Raw genomic sequence first — 17,674 nt, 5'->3', positions numbered from 1 at the left:
GGTGAGCGAGGAGCCCAAACGCCGCCTGATCGTCGGCCCATTCAACCGCGTGGAAGGCGACCTTGAGGTCCGGCTTGAGATATCCGGCACAAGTGTCTCTGCTGCCTACGTAAACTCGCCGCTGTTCCGTGGGTTCGAGCGCATTCTGGAGGGCCGCGACCCAATGGACGCGCTGGTGGTGGCACCGCGCATCTGTGGCATATGCTCCGTCTCGCAGAGCCATGCGGCGGCGCTGGCTCTTGCCGGCGTCATGGGGCTGGAGGTGCCGCACAATGGGCTGCTTGCCAGCAACCTGATGGCGGCGACCGAGAATGTCGCCGACCATCTGACCCATTTCCATCTGTTCTTCATGCCCGACTTCGCCCGGCCCGCCTATGAAGGACGGCCCTGGTTCGAGCGGGCGGAGACAAGGTTCAAGGCGGCCCAGGGCAATGCCGTGTGCAGAGCCACTGAGACCAGGGCAGAGCTTTTCCATGTTCTGGGCATCCTGGGCGGCAAGTGGCCACACACGCTGACGCTCCAGCCCGGCGGCGTCACCCGGGCGGTGGATGTGCGCGACCGGGTGCGCCTGCTCGCCACAATCCGCAGCTTCCGCCGTTTCCTAGAAGAGAGCCTGTTCGGCGCGCCGCTGGAGCGGGTGCTGGCGCTCGCCGCGCTGGAGGATCTGGAGCGTTGGCGCGTTTCAGGTCCTACCGGCGACTTCCGCCTGTTCCTGGAGATCGCCGAGGATCTGGACCTCGCGCATCTCGGCCGCGCCTATGGCCGCTTCCTCAGCCACGGTGCCTATGCCGGCCTGGAGGGCGGACATCTCTACCGGCGCGGTGCATTCGCCGAAGGGCAGGACGCGCCTTTCGACCCGACACAGGTGGCGGAACATCACCGTTTCAGTCGCATGGCCGGGCAGGACCGCCCGCATCCGCCATTCGCCGGATCAACCGTACCGGATGGGATGGACGAGACGGGCTACAGCTGGTGCAAGGCGCCCCGGCTGGCCGGTCTGCCTTATGAGACCGGAGCCATTGCCCGGCAACTGGTGGACGGCCATCCGCTGATCCGGGCGCTGGTGGCCCGGGATGGCGGATCGGTGCACAGCCGTGTGGTGGCCCGCCTTTTGGAATTGGCCCGCACCACCGACGCAATGGAAGGCTGGCTGCGTGCCATCGACCCGGCCGCTCCCTGGTGCGTGGCGGCGGGGATGCCGGACAACGCCCAGGCGGTCGGATTGACGGAAGCGGCGCGGGGAGCGCTGGGACACTGGCTGCGGGTGGAGCGGGGACGGATCGCCGGTTACCAGATCATAGCCCCAACGACCTGGAATTTCTCACCACGCGATATCGACGGGGTGCCAGGCCCCGTGGAGCAGGCTCTGGTCGGCGCACCGGTTCGGGAGGGAGAGCGCACACCGCTGTCGGTGCAGCACATCGTGCGTTCTTTCGATCCATGTATGGTCTGCACTGTTCACTAAGCGAGATTTATCAATTACCTACAGAAAAAACGAGAAGTATTGTCTGAGAAAAATTCTCAGGACGCGATGAACGCTGCGTACGACATAACGCCGACAAACATCAGCAGGGAAACCATGCGTGCCATTTGAACCTCCGGTGGGCGGGGGATTGTTCCGCCCTGTTGGAGGAGATCTAATCCTGTGGAGGGTCGGGATAAACGCACGGATCCTGATTTCACCGTTCGATGCACGCGAACAATCGCTGTTGTGCCCCGAGCGGCAACCTTTCAGCCAAGCTGGCAACCAAGTTGCCACTTGCCACGTATGCTGCAATGTTGATGTCCACAATCGCTGCCACATCGAGCGATAGGTGCAGAAACTTACAGTCCAATCAATGACATGACCGAACCGCAGATCCTGGCATGGAGCTTGTATGAACAATGGTTCAGCGGCGGGACGCCGCAGCATGGGACAAAAAGCCGGGGCACGGGAATGGAGTTGGCGGAGAACCAAGGCGGTAATGAAGCGGCGCGAATCCTGGTGTTGGGCATTGGAAACATCCTGTGGGCCGACGAGGGCTTCGGCGTCCGCACGGTGGAACGTCTGGCCGCCGATTGGCGCTTTCCCGACACCGTCACCCTGATGGATGGCGGGACCCAAGGCCTGTATCTGCTGCCTCATCTGGAAAGCGCCGACGCGCTGATCGTCGTCGATGCCATCGACTATGGCCTGCCGCCCGGCACCCGCCGGGTCTTCCATGGTGACGACGTTCCAGCCTTCCTGGGCGCCAAGAAGATGAGCCTCCACCAGACGGGTTTTCAGGAAGTATTGGCGAGCGCCATGTTCATCGGCCGCTGCCCGCAAAAGCTGATCCTGGTCGGCGTCCAGCCTGAATGCCTGGAGGATTACGGCGGCGGCTTGACCGACACCGTTGCCGCCCAGGTCTCTCCGACCATCGAGGTCATCCTTACCCTTCTGCGCGACGAGTTCGGCATCGAGGGCACGCGACGTGATGCCGCCTCCGACATCGCCGCCCCTGCCATCGCCCGCGACGCTTATGAGGGCGGACGGCCGAGCGCCCAAGATGCATGTCGCATCGGCGATGCCCGCATTCTGGCGGTCTTGTCGGCCCCCGAGACTTGAGCGGAGCGCCCGACCATGTGCATTGGCATTCCCCTGCGCGTGACTGCGGTCGATGGCGTGGCCGGCCGGGCGGATGGCGGAACGGTCATCGATCTGTCGCTTGTCCCGGAGGCGGCACCCGGCGATTGGGTGCTCGGCTTCCTGGGAACTGCACGCCGTCTGCTGGCCCCGGACGAGGCCGCACAAATCCTCGACGCGCTGGCAGCGATGGCCGCGGCGCTGGATGGGGAACGGCTCGACGGCGCCTTCGCCGACTTGACCGGCCGCGAACCGACCCTTCCCCCCCACCTGGAGGCGGCCCGCGCCGCTGGCCTGACGGAGGCCTGACGCCACCATGACCGACCTCGCCCCCCAACCGACCAAGCCTCGGTTGTCCCTGCCGCCGCTGGTCGATCTGCTGACCGACAGTCATGGCTACCCGCGACTGGATCATGCCGACGACCGGCCGTGGCTGGACGATCCGGCGAAAAACTGGGTGGTCTTCCTGCCCGGCCATGGCAAGGGCAATGCGGAGACCGCCGACATCGCCGTCATCCTGCCGGAACTGGTTCGCGCGCTGCATCCGCGCCTGACCCCGGCGGTGGCCGGCGAGGCAGCGGAGCGGGCGATCCTGGCGCTGACCGGGATGATGAGCCTGCCGGCCCTGGTCTTCCTGCGCGGCGACCGGTTGCTGGGCAGCATCCCGCGCGTGCGCGACTGGGACGATTATCTGCAACGGATCGGCGAGATTTTGGAAGGCGGTGCGGCATGAGTTCCCTGTTCGGCATGACCCACCCGCCGGTCGGCTTCGGCCCCGGCAGCCAGCCCGATGCGAGCGAGGAAGGGCTGGAGTATCTGCCGATGCCCTCGGGCATGCGCGTTTACGAACCGCACCTGCCGGAGGTCGTGGACGCCGCCCGCGCCGCCGCCGCCCAGGCTGTGCTGACCCGTATCCACGAAGCACTGACCCGCTGGTCGGCCGGCGAGGAAATCCGCATTCCGGTCGACAGTCTCGACGCTCCCGTCCTGGCCCTGGTCGACGAGGCGCTGGGCGAAGGGGAGGTGGCGGTCAAGGTGGAACGGGCCGGCGATCGGCTGGAGATTCAGGAGGCATCTCTGGCTGGCGTCTGGCGCGTGCGGGCCTTCGGCGATGGCGGCACACGTGAAAGTCTGCTGGTCGGAGCCTTCCCCCGGGTGGCGCTGAACCGCGCCTTCACCGCCGCAGCAGCGGTCGTGACCGGCCCGGCGCCAGCGGGTTTGATGAACGGTCAGCCGATCCTGACGGAACTGCTGGACCGCAGCACCGCCTGGCGCCGCGGGGACGCATCCCACGCGGTTAATTTCAGCCTGCTGCCCCATACGCCCGAGGATCTGGCCTTCATCGAGCAGCGGTTGGGTGTAGGCGCCACCACCATCCTGTCGCGCGGCTATGGCAATTGCCGCGTCACCGCCACCGCGACGCCGAATGTCTGGTGGGTGCGCTACTACAATTCGGTCGACACGCTGATCCTCGATACGGTGGAGATCGTCGACGTGCCGGCGGTGGTTTGTGCCGCGGTGGAGGACATCGCCGACAGCGCCGAACGGCTGGCCGAGATCCTCGACGCCCTGGCAACCGATCTGGAGCGGGTGCGATGAGCGCCGCCTCCCGCTTCGAGGGCTCCTATCTCGGCGACGCCACGCGGATCGGTGCGGCAACGCGGATGGAGTGCAAGATCTGCTGGCATGTCTACGACCCGGCGGAAGGCTGCGAGCACTGGCAGGTGCCACCCGGCACCGGCTTTGCCGCCCTGCCCGGCCATTGGCGCTGCCCGGTTTGCGACGGTGCCCGCGACCAGTTCATGGCGCTGGATGGCGACTCGGCAGTTGCCGAAACGCCCGTCCCGCCCGCTGTCGTCGTGGCGCCGGTGACAGGCCCCACCCTGCCGACCGAGGCCATTGCACGACTGGAGGCGGCCTTTCGCGAAATCCACACCGCGCAAATGCGCGGCATGCCGATCGTGAACGACGCTCTGGCGGTGAAGGCGGTCGGCTTCCGCCGCCATGGCGAGCGGTGGCTTGGGGCCCTGGTGACGCCCTGGTTCCTGAACCTCGTCCTGCTGCCCGGCGAAGGCGACGAGTGGTCGGACCTCGTGCCGGGCACGAAGGAGCTGATCGAGTTTCCGTCCGGTTGGTACGAATTCGTCCATGCCAATCGCAAGGGGGTCGGCGCCTACAAGGCCTGCTCGCTGTTCTCCCCGATGTTCGAGTTCTCCTCGATGCTCCAGGCGACGGAAACCGCTTCGGCGGCTCTGGTCTCCCTGTTCGATCCCGCCATTCGCGAAGACGGCGCCCAGACCGCCGAGATCCGACGCCGGCGTGAGGAGGAACTGGCGCCTCCGCCCGATCCCGATCCGGTCCCGGCCGAGCCGCTACGCCCGTCGCGCCGCGCGTTGCTGGGCATGGGGACCGGAGACGCTGCGGATGCATGAGATGGCGCTATGCGAAAGCCTGCTTCAGGCGATGGAGGAGGCCGCGCGGGTCAATGGCTTCAACCGCGTCAGCAGGGTCCGGCTGGAGATCGGCCGTTTCGCCGGGGTGGAGGTGGAGGCGCTGCGTTTCGGCTTCGACGTGGTGACGCGCAGTTCGCTTGCCGATGGGGCGGAGTTGGTGGTGCTGGAGGTGCCGGGCCGTGGCTGGTGCTTCGACTGCAACGACACGGTGGATCTGGACGACCGGCTGTCACCCTGCCCACACTGTGGCGGCAGCCGGCTGCACCCGAACGGCGGCACCGAGATGACGATCAAGGATCTTGAGGTCGAGTGAGTGTTGTCGAATGAGTTTGGCCGCATGAGAAAGGACCCTGTGCGATGACCGACCCCGCCCGCCCCGGCATCCTGGTGGTGGACGACGAGCCGCGCTCCGTCGAGGTCATCGCCCGCCTGCTGGACGAGGAGTTCGAGGTATTCACCGCCCTTTCGGCGGAGGAGGCCCTGCGCCTGCTGGAAAGCGAATGGATCCAGGTCGTCTTCTCCGACCAGCGGATGCCGGAGGTCAGCGGCGTCGCGTTCCTGACCCAGGTGCGCCAACGCTGGCCCGACGTGGTGCGCATCGTCATAACCGGCTACATCGACCCCGAGGACATCATCGGCGCCATCAACACCGCCGGCATCCACCAGTTCATCACCAAGCCCTGGCATCCCGACCATCTGCTGCTGACCGCCCGCAACGCGGCGAAGCTGTACCAGTTGCAGCGAGAGCATGACCGGCTGACCAGCGAGCTGAAGCTGCTGCCGCCGCTGGCCGAAACCCGCTTGGCAACCAAGCGGGAGCGGGTGCGGCAGTCCTACCGCTTCGACGGGCTGGTGCGTGCCGAAGGCAGCCCGGTGGACGAGGTCTGCCGTCAGGCGGAGCGGGTCGCCGGCTTCAACGTCCCGGTTCTGGTGCTGGGCGAGACCGGCACTGGCAAGGAACTGCTGGCCCGCGCCATCCATTACGGCAGCCCGCGCTCCGACCAGCCCTTCTACTGCGAGAATTGCGGCGCCATCCCGGACGAGCTGCTGGAAAGCGAACTGTTCGGCCATAAGAAGGGCGCCTTCACCGGCGCCCACAGCAACCGCATCGGCCTGCTGGAGCAGGCCGACGGCGGCACGATCTTCCTCGACGAGATCGGCGACATCAGCCCGGCCTTCCAGGTGCGGCTGCTGCGTTTCCTGCAAGAGGGCGAAATCCGGCCGGTCGGATCGAACGAGACGCGGCGGGTCGATGTCCGCGTCGTCGCCGCCACCCACCGCGACCTGACCGCCGAGGTGAAGGCCGGCCGCTTCCGCGAGGATCTCTATTACCGACTCAGCACCATGACGCTGACCATGCCGCCCCTGCGCGACCGGCCGGACGACATCCCGGTGCTGGCCCGACACATCCTGGAGCGGCTGTCTGCCGCCCATGGCAAGCCCGTTGCCGGTTTCGCCCCGGACACGCTGACCTGCCTGGAGGCCTATGGCTGGCCCGGCAACGTGCGCGAAATGCAGAACGAGATCATGCGCATGCTGGTGCTGTGCGAGGGCGAAACGCTGGGTGCCGACCTGCTGTCCGACCATGTGCTGCGCGGCGCGGCGTTGAACACCCGCCCCGTCTCGCCGGAGGACGGACCGCTGCCACCGCTCGACCTGATCGGCCAGGGCGGGCCGCTGAAGTCGCGGATCGAGCGGGTGGAGGCAGGCATCCTGATGGAAACGCTGGTCCGCTGCCGCTGGAACAAGAGCAAGGCCGCCGACGAGCTGGGCCTGTCCCGCATGGGCCTGCGCGCCAAGCTGGAGCGCTACGGCATCGAGCGCGGGCCGGCACAGCGGCATTGAACACTTTTATCTCCCTCTCCCGCACGTAATCCCCTCTCCGCAGAGTGGAGAGGAAGAAATCACCGAACCACAAGAACCGCGAGGAGCCGTTCGATATGTCGAAACTCACCCGTCTTGCCGCCGTCTCCGCGGCCATCGCGCTTGCCGCCACCCCTGCCCTCGCCCACCCGGGCCATCTCGCCGGAGCCGGCTTCATCGACGGCGTCGCCCATCCGCTGGGCGGGCTCGACCACCTGATCGCCATGGTCACCGTCGGCGTCTATGGCGCCACCATCGGCGGACGCGCCGTACTGGCGGTGCCGGGAGCGTTCCTGGCCGCCATGCTGGCCGGCGGGCTGTTCGCGCTGACCGGCGTCGAACTGCCGCTGGTGGAACCGGCCATCTACGCCTCCACCGTCGTGCTGGCCCTGCTGTGCATCATGCCGATGTCGCGCAACGGCCTGATCGGCGTGCTGTTCGCCGGCGGCTTCGGCCTGTTCCATGGCTTCGCCCATGGGGCGGAGATGCCAGCCGACGCCGCGGCGCTGGGCTATGCCGCCGGCTTCCTCGCCAGCACCGCCGGGCTGCATGCCGTCGGCGTGGCGCTCGGTTACGCGATCCATCGCCTGATCGGCCGGCCGAAAGAGGATCGCCGGACCGCCTGACGGGACCGGCAACTCTCCTTACACCCCAGCCGTCCTTTCGGCCGGGGACTTGCCAGCCTCAGCGGCAATCAGGTTTCAGAATCGTTGCTTTGCCAAATGTTCGTACTACGGCACGGTTGTTGCCTATGACCCGCGGAGAAGCGCACCGGCCCCTCGCACGCCGGTGCCGCCCGACGGGAGAAAACAAACCGATGGCAACGCTGGAAACCTTCTACGAGGTGATGCGGCGGCAGGGGATCACACGCCGTTCGTTCCTGAAATACTGTTCGCTGACCGCCGCAGCCCTTGGGCTGGGGCCGGAGCTGGTCCCGCAGATCGTCCACGCCATGGAAACCAAGCCGCGCACCCCGGTGCTGTGGCTGCACGGGCTGGAATGCACCTGCTGTTCCGAATCCTTCATCCGCTCGGCGCACCCGCTGGTGAAGGACGTGGTGCTGTCGATGATCTCGCTGGACTATGACGACACGCTGATGGCGTCGGCCGGCCACCATGCCGAGGCGATCCTCGACGAGGTGATGGAGAAGTACAAGGGCAACTACATCCTGGCGGTGGAAGGCAATCCGCCGCTGAACCAGGAGGGCATGTCCTGCATCATCGGCGGCAAGCCCTTCACCGACCAGCTGCGCAAGGTCGCCAAGGACGCCAAGGCGATCATCTCCTGGGGCTCCTGCGCGTCCTTCGGCTGCGTCCAGGCGGCGCGTCCGAACCCGACCCGCGCCACCCCGGTGCATGAGGTCATCACCGACAAGCCGATCATCAAGGTTCCCGGCTGCCCGCCGATCGCCGAGGTGATGACCGGCGTCATCACCTACATGCTGACCTTCGACCGCATCCCGGAGCTGGACCGCCAGGGCCGGCCGAAGATGTTCTACAGCCAGCGCATCCACGACAAATGCTATCGCCGGCCGCATTTCGACGCCGGCCAGTTCGTCGAATCCTTCGACGACGAAGGCGCGCGCAAGGGCTACTGCCTCTACAAGGTCGGCTGCAAGGGGCCGACCACCTACAACGCCTGTTCCACCGTCCGCTGGAACGAGGGCACCAGCTTCCCCATCCAGTCCGGCCACGGCTGCATCGGCTGCTCGGAGGACGGCTTCTGGGACAAAGGGTCCTGGTATGCCCGCCAGTCCGACATCCTCCAGTTCGGGATCGAGGCCAACGCCGACCAGATCGGCACCACCGCCGCCATCGGCGTCGGCAGCATCATCGCCGCCCACGCGGCGGTTAGCGCCCTGAAGCGCGCGCAGCACAAGGGAGACGTCTGACCATGGGCATCGTCCAGACCCCGAACGGGTTCTCGCTCGACAATGGCGGCAAGCGCATCGTCGTCGATCCGGTCACCCGCATCGAAGGGCACATGCGCTGCGAGGTGAATGTCGACAGCAACAACGTCATCCGCAACGCGGTGTCGACCGGCACGATGTGGCGCGGCCTCGAAGTGATCCTGAAGGGCCGCGACCCGCGCGACGCCTGGGCCTTCGTCGAGCGCATCTGCGGCGTCTGCACCGGCTGCCATGCGCTGACCTCTGTCCGCGCGGTGGAGGATGCGCTGCAGATCCGCATCCCGAAGAACGCTCACCTGATCCGCGAGATCATGGCGAAGACGCTGCAGGTCCATGACCACATCGTCCATTTCTATCACCTGCACGCGCTGGACTGGGTCAATCCGGTCAACGCCCTGAAGGCCGATCCGCAGGCGACCTCCGCCCTCCAGCAGGCGGTGTCGCCGCGCCATGCCAAGTCCAGCCCCGGCTATTTCCGCGATGTCCAGACCCGCCTGAAGAAGTTCGTGGAGAGCGGCCAGCTCGGCATCTTCAAGAACGGCTATTGGAACAACCCGGCCTACAAGCTGTCGCCGGAAGCCGACCTGATGGCGGTGACCCATTACCTGGAGGCGCTCGACCTCCAGAAGGACATCGTCAAGATCCACACCATCCTCGGCGGCAAGAACCCGCACCCGAACTACATGGTCGGCGGCGTTCCCTGCGCCATCAACATGGAGGGAACCGGGGCGTCGGGCGCGCCGCTGAACATGGAGCGGCTGAACTTCATCCGCGCCCGCATCCAGGAAGCGACGGCCTTCGTCGAGAATGTCTATCTGCCTGACGTGCTCGCCATCGCGAGCTTCTACAAGGACTGGCTCTATGGCGGCGGGCTGTCGGCAACCAACGTCATGGATTACGGCGATTACGAGAAGGTGCCGTACGACCATTCGACCTGCCAGCTGCCGGGCGGCGTCATCCTGAACGGCAACTGGAACGAGGTCCATCCCATCGACCCGCGCGACCCGGCGCAGGTGCAGGAGTTCGTCGCCCACAGCTGGTATCACTACGAGGACGAGAGCAAGGGCCTGCACCCGTGGGACGGCGTGACCCAGGCCAAGTTCGAGCTGGGCGCCAACACCAAGGGTACCCGCACCGACATCAAGGAGCTGGACGAGGCCGCCAAATATTCCTGGATCAAGGCCCCGCGCTGGCGCGGCCATGCGGTGGAGGTCGGCCCCCTGCCCCGCTACATCCTGGCCTACGCCCAGGGCGTCGGTTACGTGAAAGACCAGATCACCGAATCCCTTGGCATCTTCAACAAGCTGGCTGGCACGAACTTCACGGCGCAGCAGGCGCTGCCCACCACCATCGGCCGCACGCTGGCCCGCGCGCTGGAATGCCAGTACTGCTGCACCATGATGATGGATGATTGGAACGCCCTGATCGCCAACATCAAGGCTGGCGACACCGCCACGGCAAACGTCGAGAAGTGGGACCCGAAGACCTGGCCGAAGGAGGCCAAGGGTGTGGGCACCGTCGCGGCGCCGCGCGGCGGGCTCGGCCACTGGATCAAGATCAAGGACGGCAAGATCGACAATTACCAGTGCGTCGTGCCGACGACCTGGAACGGCAGCCCGCGCGATCCCAAGGGCAACATAGGCGCCTTCGAGGCTTCGCTGCTGAACACGCCGATGGCCCGTCCGGACGAGCCGGTGGAGATCCTGCGCACCCTGCACAGCTTCGACCCGTGCCTCGCCTGCTCCACCCACGTCATGGCGCCCGACGGCGCCGAACTGGCCCGCGTCACCGTGCGCTGACCGGCAACCGAGGAGGATTACGTCATGGCTCCTCTCGACAACGCGAAGCCGGTCGCGACACCGGAGGAAGACGGGACGGCCGCTCCGGCGGCCGGCCGCTTCCTGAAAGCGATCTATGTGTACGAGGTGCCGGTTCGGGTCTGGCACTGGGTCAACGCGCTGGCGATCACGGTGCTGTCGGTCACCGGCTACCTGATCGCCAATCCGCTGCCGACAATGCCGGGCGAGGCCAGCGCCAATTTCCTGATGGGCTACATCCGCTTCGTCCATTTCGCGGCGGCCTACATCTTCGCTATCGGCTTCATCGGTCGGTTCTACTGGGCCTTCGCCGGCAACCACCATGCCCGGCAACTGTTCCGCTTCCCCTTCTGGAACGGCCATTGGTGGAAGGAACTGTTCACCGAAGCGCGCTGGTACCTGTTCCTGGAGCGCAAACCCAAGCTGTATGTCGGCCACAACCCGCTGGCACAGTTCGCCATGTTCTGGGTGATCGCGGTCGGCAGCGTCTTCATGATCATCACCGGCTTCGCGCTCTACAGCGAAGGGGCAGGACAGGACAGCTGGCAGGACAAGCTGTTCGGCTGGGTCATCCCGCTGTTCGGCCAGAGCATGGATGTCCACACCTGGCATCATATGGGCATGTGGGCGATCCTGCTGTTCGTGATCGTCCACATCTATGCCGCGGTGCGCGAAGACATCATGTCCCGCCAATCGATCATCTCCACCATGATCAGCGGCGTGCGCACCTTCAAGGATGCCGAAGCGCCGGCCGATGATATCTGACAAGAATTTTTAGCGCTGAAAATCTTATACTTTTTTGAACCTGGCACACTCTGGAGAACACGGACCATCGCTGCTCTCCAGGGTTATTTCTGTTTTAAAAATATGTTGCTTTTATACTAGGTTACTATTTGAATGAGGGAATAATATATGGATAAATCCCATTTTCTGAATTCAGTAACTCTGCTTCTCACGATCCTATTTCGTAATCATTATATTAGATTTCTCTTTTGGAAGATCTGATTTCAAAAAGATTGAATTCGTGCATTCAACAGGAAAATTGTTATTCATACATTCAATTTCCTCAATGAGGGAAATTTTAATAACAACTTATCGTATTAGAAGAGGAGTGGCGGGATGAGTATACTGAAAATGCTGTCCGCGACCGTAATGGTCGGTGTCGGCCTCACGCTTTGCGCCCTGAACCCAGCGAATGCACAACAACCGGCTGCATGCTCTGCAAACGCAGCCAACTCGACTACAAATGTTTATTCCTATCCCTATAACTCACAAGCCCCAGGGAATGTCATGACCTGTGGTCAAACTGTAAGTTATGGAGGTCAACAGAATAATCTATTCAACTACATGGGAATTCAGTACGCGACACAAGCCCGGTGGCAACCATCAACGATGAATCAGTTGCCACTTCAGGGTGGGGCTGTTTCTCAAGTTACTGCTGGAAATATCTGCCCACAAGGTGACTTTGGTTCAGGGCAGAGCGAAGACTGTCTGTTTCTCAATATCTGGACACCAAAAATCAATCCGACGAGCTCCGACAAACTTCTTCCCGTCATGGTCTTTATCCATGGTGGAGCGTTTGTCGTTGGAGCTGGATCCGATCCTCTTTATAATGGTGCAGCACTGGCTGCAACCGGCAATATGGTCGTTGTCACGCTCAACTACCGACTTGGCGCGCTCGGGTTCCTGACCAGCTGGGATCTTCTGGCAAACAAGCCTGTTATTGCCGGGAATTTTGGCATTCAGGATCAACAGAACGCCTTGAAGTGGGTACAGAAATACATCAGCAGCTTCGGCGGCGATCCGACCAATGTTACGCTGTCAGGCGAAAGCGCCGGCGCGATGTCAGCCGGTCTCCATACATTCTCGATTCCAAGCAGCACGGATTATTTCAACCAAACGATCATGGAGAGCAATCCCCTCGGAATCACCTATCTGAGCCCGGAGGGGGCCTATAATGACCATGGAAGCGTTTTCCTCGGCAACCTCTGCAATGTCTGGATGGATCGTGTCATTGCCGCTGGTGCCACAAATCCGCAGTGCCTTCTGGAACTGAAAGACCCGAGCAAATGGAAAGCGGATGGACCGTCCAACATAACGAGTGTCCAAACCGTTGACATCATGAATGCTCAAGGCAAGAACAATTCCAACTGCGGAATTACCAATCTTCCGGCATGCGCTGCGGCACTCTCCAAAATTAACCTGACCTGGAGCCCGGTCGTCGATGGAGCTACCATTCTCGGTCAACCGATCAGTGGCTATCAGAATGGCTCCAAGGACAAGACCATCCTGATGGGAACAAACAAGAATGAAGGGAACCTGTTCGTTGGAATCACCACGTCCAAAGTGCCGTTGCTTGGCGCTGCGTTGAGCGGCAGCGACGCGAACACAGTTTATGGATTGTTTCTCGATGCAATGTTTGGGCTGAACAACAAAATTTCCTCCAAGTCATCGTACAATCCATCGAACTACAGCGAAATCACAGGCCAGATCCCCAATTCAAACCCGCAAAAGAATTTTTCTATCAGCCCGCAAGAGCAAGCGCTCTCTCAAGTGGTGACTGACTATGTGTTCAACTGCCCGAACTACCAGTTGCTGAGCAACATTTCAAAATCAACCAAGTCGGCCTACACCTACCAATTCGTGCAGGCTCCTTTCTTCGATGCCTATGTTCCGAATGATAACTACTTCTGCATGCCGGCAGCCGGCGCCGTCTGCCATGGCAATGAGTTGCCCTATGTGTTCAATACCCTTAACGTCATGAAAGGAACGCCCAACACCGGCGACCCCGCCCTTGCAACGTTCATGAATTCAGTCTGGGCTGGATTCGTGAATTCCTCGATCCCGGCCAAGTTCTCTCCCTACAGCACAACGGCCAGCGCACCGGTCGTCCAACTCGCCAATACGAGTTCCTCGCCGGTGAATGCCGCAAATCTCAATGTTACCAACGTCGCCGCGGGCGCGAACTGCAGCCTCTTCTAGAAGGCGATCTTTTGATTCTGAATTGTCGGAATCAAAAGCCGCTCATGTGAAATCGCTCGATCGTTATATCGGTCATGCGGGGATCAGTGATCCCCGCATGACTTCATCGGCAAAGCTGGTTGGGAAAGACGTTCCGCAGCCACCCATGCCTGACCAAGGCTGAGCCCGCCATCGTTGGCAGGCGCCAGCCGCGGTAACAAAGGCTCTATGCCGACAGCGCAGAATCGGCCGACGAGTTCCTCCGCCAAGATCGCGTTCATCAGGCATCCGCCGGAAAGCACCACCCGGTCCAGGCCATGGGCACTCAACACCGGCAGCGTCCAGTCCACCAGTGCCGCCGCCAGCGTTCCGTGGAACAACTCCGCTCCCTCGCCCGGATCGGCAACGCTTAGCAGGCGCTCGAGCAGCGGCGTCAGGTCCAGTTCGCCCCCGTCAACGCCCCCGTCAACGCCCCTGGCAATCCGCCAGGCGCCCTCCGCCACGCGCGGCCTGCGGACCAGCGATTCGAGCATCATCGGCGCCTCACCCTCGAATCCCGCCACCGCACGGACGCCCAACAGGCCGCAGGCGGCGTCGAACCAGCGACCACAGGAACTGGTCTGCGGTGCGTTGATGCCGCGCTCGATCATCCGCCGCACACCTTCGGCCGGGCCATGGGCGGCGAAGCGGGACGCGATCTCATCGGCGCGTCCCATACGGATCAAGGCTGCGGCGGCCATCCGCCAGGGCTGCCGGGCGGCAACGTCGCCGCCGGGCTGGGCGAGCGGCGCAAGGCTGCCCAAGCGTTCGGACCGGCGACCGTCAACCAGCAGCATCTCCCCCCCCCAGGAACCGCCATCCTCACCCAGGCCAAAGCCATCGAGGGCGAGACCCAACGCCGGCCCCTCGATCCGGTGTTCGGCCATCACGGCGGCGACATGGGCATGATGGTGCTGGACGGCAATGGTGGGCAGCCCGGTGCCTTCGGCGAAGCGGGTGGACTGGAAATCCGGATGCCTGTCGTGGGCGACCGCCACCGGCTCCACCCCCAGGATATGCAGCAGATGGGCGACGGTCTCCTCCAGGAAGCCCAGTGTCGCCGCATTGTCGAGGTCGCCGATGTGTTGGGACAGAAAGGCCTCGTCGCCACGGGTGACGCAGATCGTGCTCTTCAGATGGCCGCCGACCGCCAGGATCGGCGGCACCGGACGGACCAGCCGGATCGGCTCCGGCACATGGCCGCGGCCACGGCGCAGGAAAGCCGGCGCGCCGGCCAGCTTGCGCACCACGCCGTCGTCGGCGCGGATGACGATATCGCGGTCATGGTCGACGATCAGGTCGGCGATGCCGTCGAGCCTCTCCCGCGCTTCCCCGTTGCCGATGGCCAGCGGCTCGCCGCCGGGGTTGGCGGAGGTCATCACCAGGGTCATATCCTGGGCCTCGCACAGCCAGCCGGTGCCGGAGGGCCGGCCGGCAGCCTCGTGGAACAGCAGGTAATGCAGCGGCGTGTAGGGCAGCATGACACCCAGCCACGCCAGTCCGGGGGCGATGTCCGGCGCCAGAGCGGGGGCATCCTCCCGCCGTCGCAGCAGGACGATGGGACGCGCCACCCCTTCCAGAAGCGCACGCTCGTCCGTGTCCATCCGGACATGGCGGGCGGCCGATTCCGCGTTGGCGACCATCAGGGCGAAGGGCTTGCCGTTGCGCTGCTTGACCCGCCGCAGCCGCTCCACCGTATCCGCACGCGTCGCATCGCAGGCCAGGTGGAAGCCGCCCAGCCCCTTGATGGCAACGATGCTGCCGGCGCGGAGTGCAGCCAGGATATCCTCCGGCGGGTGCGACAGGCGCGGGCCGCAGACCGGGCAGGCGGTCGGCTGCGCGTGAAAACGGCGGTCGGCGGGGTCCCCATACTCGACCGAGCACTCCGGGCAGAGCGGGAAGCCGGCCATTGCCGTCTGCGGCCGGTCATAGGGAAGCCGACGCGTGATGGTGTAGCGCGGGCCGCAATGAGTGCAGTTCAGGAAGGCGTAGCGATAGCGGCGATCGGCCGGGTCGAACAGTTCGGCAAGGCAGGCCGGACAGACTGCGGCGTCGGGTCCGATGCCGGTGGCGATGGCGCCCGACGCCTCGCTGTGACGGATCACGAAGCGATCCTCGCCGACGATCGGCACGATTGCGTCCCACTCGACACCATCAATGCGGGCCAGCGGCGGCGCCTCCACCGTCAGCGCGGCGCGGAAGGCGTCGGTGGCGGTGCCCTGCACCTCGATCAGCACGCCCTTGGGATCGTTCAGCACCCAGCCGGTCAGGCCGAAACGCCGGGCGAGCGCATGGACATGCGGGCGAAATCCCACACCCTGCACCCGTCCGCGCACCCGGATCCGCAGCCGTTCAAAGCTCTCTGACATGGTGTCCTTACGTTATCTTCGGCTGCGTCGCCCTATCCCCGTATCATACTGCTCTCTCGTGGAAGGGCGAGACCGAAGGCATTTCGCAACGATCCGCCAACCCGCCGGTTGACAGAAGGACATGCGGAACCGGAACGGAGACGCCGCCATGAGCACAAGCCAGCACGAAAAGACCGACAAGCCTACCGATGCCGACCTGAAGAACAACCCGCAGATCGGCGGATCGAAGGGCGCCCGTGCCGCCGGCATGACGCCGGACGAGCTGGATCTGGCCCAGGGCGAGACCACCTTCGAGGGCGACGTGGAAAACCAGACCAACGACAAGGGCGGGGTCGACAAGCCCTTCCGCGACGGGCCGCCGTTGCGGCCCCGGCAGGCCTGATCGGGCGGCAGCTTGGACCTGGCAGCTTGGGACAAGGGCGGCGCTCGAAATGGCGCCGCCCTTGTTCGTCGGCACTCCCGGATTTTCGGAAGACGATAGCCTTCTGAATGAGGTGGGCTTGGCGCAATCAGTCCGCAGTCTACCTGTTGGCTGAGGAAGCGGGATGGTCGCCGGCCCCTCTGGCTCCAAGACCGACGGCAGCATGCAGGAGGCAGGATGTCACTCGATCCGCGGCTGTTGGCGGTGGCCACCGCACTACCGCCCCACCGCTTCGAACAGGACGAGACGCTGACCGTCGCAAGAGCGGTGTTCGCCCATCGCCTGCGCGACTTCGACCGGCTGGCGCCGGTGTTCGGCAACACCGGCATCCGCACCCGCCACGCAGCCTGCCCGCTGTCCTGGTATCTGGCGCCCCATGGCTGGGCGGAACGCGCCGCCGTGTTCGAGCGGGTGGCTTTGGACTTGCTGGAAGAAGCGGCGGGCAAGGCGCTGGCCACCGCCGGTCTACGCCCCACCGATGTCGACGCCATCGTCTGCGCCACCACCACCGGCATCGCCACGCCGAGCCTGGAAGCATTGCTGCTGGACCGCATGGGGTTCCGGCCGGATACAGTGAGACTGCCGGTCTTTGGGCTGGGCTGTGCCGGCGGGACGCTGGGGCTGGCGCGGGCAGGCATGATGGCACGCGCCATGCCCGGCCGCACGGTGCTGTTCCTGGTGGTGGAACTGTGCACCCTGTCGCACCGGCCTGAGGAGGCCTCCCCCACCAATGTGGTGGCAAGCGCACTGTTCGCCGACGGTGCCGCCGCCGCCCTGCTTCGCGCGCCCGTGAAGGATGACGGCACCCTCGGCCCGCACATCGTCGACAGCGCAGAGCATACCTGGCCCGGGACCCGACGGATCATGGGCTGGCGGATCGAAGACGAAGGGTTCGGCGTCGTCTTCAGCCAGGACATTCCCCGCCTGATCCGCGAAAGGCTGGCACCGGTGGTGGACGGTTTCCTGACCAGCCGGGGCATGACGCGGGCCAACCTTGACGGCGTGATCTGCCACACCGGCGGCGCCAAGGTGCTGCAAGCACTGACGGAGGTGCTGGCGCCGGCCACCAGGGGCATGGACGAGTCCTGGGCGGTGCTGCGCGACTGCGGCAACATGTCCGCCGCCAGCGTGATGTTCGTGCTGGACCGCCGGATGCGGAGCGGCGCGACCGGACGGCATCTCATGCTGGCGCTCGGCCCCGGCTTCACCGCCGGCCTCACCGTACTGGACCTATGAC

At 64.5% G+C, this 17,674-nt stretch carries 16 protein-coding genes; 15 read left to right on the top strand and 1 reads right to left on the bottom strand.

Annotation, left to right across the window (positions count from 1 at the left end; genetic code table 11):
- The first annotated feature begins 1 nt into the window (after window position 1).
- The 13 genes from E6C72_RS21025 to E6C72_RS20965 all read left to right on the top strand — a co-directional run bounded on the left by E6C72_RS21025 (window position 2) and on the right by E6C72_RS20965 (window position 13,629).
- A complete protein-coding gene (locus tag E6C72_RS21025) occupies window positions 2–1,465 on the top strand; it encodes a nickel-dependent hydrogenase large subunit (protein ID WP_109084741.1) in 1,464 nt (487 codons plus the stop codon).
- 378 nt (window positions 1,466–1,843) lie between these two features.
- Complete coding sequence (locus tag E6C72_RS21020; RefSeq protein WP_247882155.1) at window positions 1,844–2,587, top strand: HyaD/HybD family hydrogenase maturation endopeptidase; 744 nt, start codon at window positions 1,844–1,846, stop codon at window positions 2,585–2,587.
- Window positions 2,588–2,602: 15 nt separating this feature from the next.
- Window positions 2,603–2,914 (top strand): HypC/HybG/HupF family hydrogenase formation chaperone, encoded by a 312-nt coding sequence (locus tag E6C72_RS21015; protein ID WP_109084743.1) that lies wholly within the window; start codon window positions 2,603–2,605, stop codon window positions 2,912–2,914.
- A 7-nt stretch (window positions 2,915–2,921) separates the two neighbouring features.
- Window positions 2,922–3,338: a hydrogenase gene (locus E6C72_RS21010; protein WP_109084744.1), complete on the top strand. Its 417-nt coding sequence runs from the start codon at window positions 2,922–2,924 to the stop codon at window positions 3,336–3,338.
- Window positions 3,335–4,204, top strand: a complete 870-nt coding sequence (locus E6C72_RS21005; RefSeq protein ID WP_109084745.1) for a hydrogenase expression/formation protein — start codon at window positions 3,335–3,337, stop codon at window positions 4,202–4,204. Before E6C72_RS21010 ends, E6C72_RS21005 begins: the two co-directional genes overlap by 4 nt.
- On the top strand, window positions 4,201–5,037 hold the full coding sequence (gene hybE, locus E6C72_RS21000; RefSeq protein WP_109084746.1) for a [NiFe]-hydrogenase assembly chaperone HybE: 837 nt from the start codon (window positions 4,201–4,203) through the stop codon (window positions 5,035–5,037). The genes E6C72_RS21005 and hybE overlap by 4 nt, the downstream gene beginning before the upstream one ends.
- A 1-nt stretch (window position 5,038) precedes the next feature.
- A complete protein-coding gene (gene hypA, locus E6C72_RS20995) occupies window positions 5,039–5,371 on the top strand; it encodes a hydrogenase maturation nickel metallochaperone HypA (RefSeq protein ID WP_348981134.1) in 333 nt (110 codons plus the stop codon).
- Between the two features lie 44 nt (window positions 5,372–5,415).
- Complete coding sequence (locus E6C72_RS20990) at window positions 5,416–6,903, top strand: sigma-54 dependent transcriptional regulator (RefSeq protein ID WP_109084748.1); 1,488 nt, start codon at window positions 5,416–5,418, stop codon at window positions 6,901–6,903.
- A 95-nt stretch (window positions 6,904–6,998) separates the two neighbouring features.
- Entirely contained in the window at window positions 6,999–7,547 is a 549-nt protein-coding gene (locus E6C72_RS20985; protein ID WP_109084749.1) for a HupE/UreJ family protein, read from the top strand.
- 191 nt (window positions 7,548–7,738) lie between these two features.
- A complete protein-coding gene (locus E6C72_RS20980; protein WP_169055253.1) occupies window positions 7,739–8,812 on the top strand; it encodes a hydrogenase small subunit in 1,074 nt (357 codons plus the stop codon).
- Between the two features lie 2 nt (window positions 8,813–8,814).
- The gene (locus E6C72_RS20975) at window positions 8,815–10,629 is read left to right on the top strand and encodes a nickel-dependent hydrogenase large subunit (RefSeq protein WP_109084750.1); all 1,815 of its coding nucleotides are present in this window, start codon (window positions 8,815–8,817) and stop codon (window positions 10,627–10,629) included.
- A gap of 24 nt (window positions 10,630–10,653) precedes the next feature.
- Complete coding sequence (gene cybH, locus E6C72_RS20970; protein WP_109084751.1) at window positions 10,654–11,412, top strand: Ni/Fe-hydrogenase, b-type cytochrome subunit; 759 nt, start codon at window positions 10,654–10,656, stop codon at window positions 11,410–11,412.
- A gap of 354 nt (window positions 11,413–11,766) precedes the next feature.
- Window positions 11,767–13,629, top strand: coding sequence for a carboxylesterase family protein (locus E6C72_RS20965; protein ID WP_136700821.1), 1,863 nt, complete (start codon window positions 11,767–11,769; stop codon window positions 13,627–13,629).
- An 83-nt stretch (window positions 13,630–13,712) separates the two neighbouring features.
- Here E6C72_RS20965 and hypF read toward each other — a convergent pair whose 3' ends face one another.
- Window positions 13,713–16,016, bottom strand: coding sequence for a carbamoyltransferase HypF (gene hypF, locus E6C72_RS20960; RefSeq protein WP_109084752.1), 2,304 nt, complete (start codon window positions 16,014–16,016; stop codon window positions 13,713–13,715).
- Window positions 16,017–16,164: 148 nt separating this feature from the next.
- Between hypF and E6C72_RS20955 the strand changes: the two genes are divergently transcribed.
- On the top strand, window positions 16,165–16,398 hold the full coding sequence (locus E6C72_RS20955; protein ID WP_109084753.1) for a hypothetical protein: 234 nt from the start codon (window positions 16,165–16,167) through the stop codon (window positions 16,396–16,398).
- A gap of 216 nt (window positions 16,399–16,614) precedes the next feature.
- Window positions 16,615–17,673 (top strand): type III polyketide synthase, encoded by a 1,059-nt coding sequence (locus E6C72_RS20950; protein ID WP_109084754.1) that lies wholly within the window; start codon window positions 16,615–16,617, stop codon window positions 17,671–17,673.
- The last annotated feature ends 1 nt before the right edge of the window (window position 17,674 follow it).

This window comes from Azospirillum sp. TSH100, from assembly GCF_004923295.1.
Taxonomy (GTDB): domain Bacteria; phylum Pseudomonadota; class Alphaproteobacteria; order Azospirillales; family Azospirillaceae; genus Azospirillum.
The sequence above is the reverse complement of the archived record's forward strand: the minus strand, read 5'-3'. Positions and strand labels throughout refer to the sequence as shown.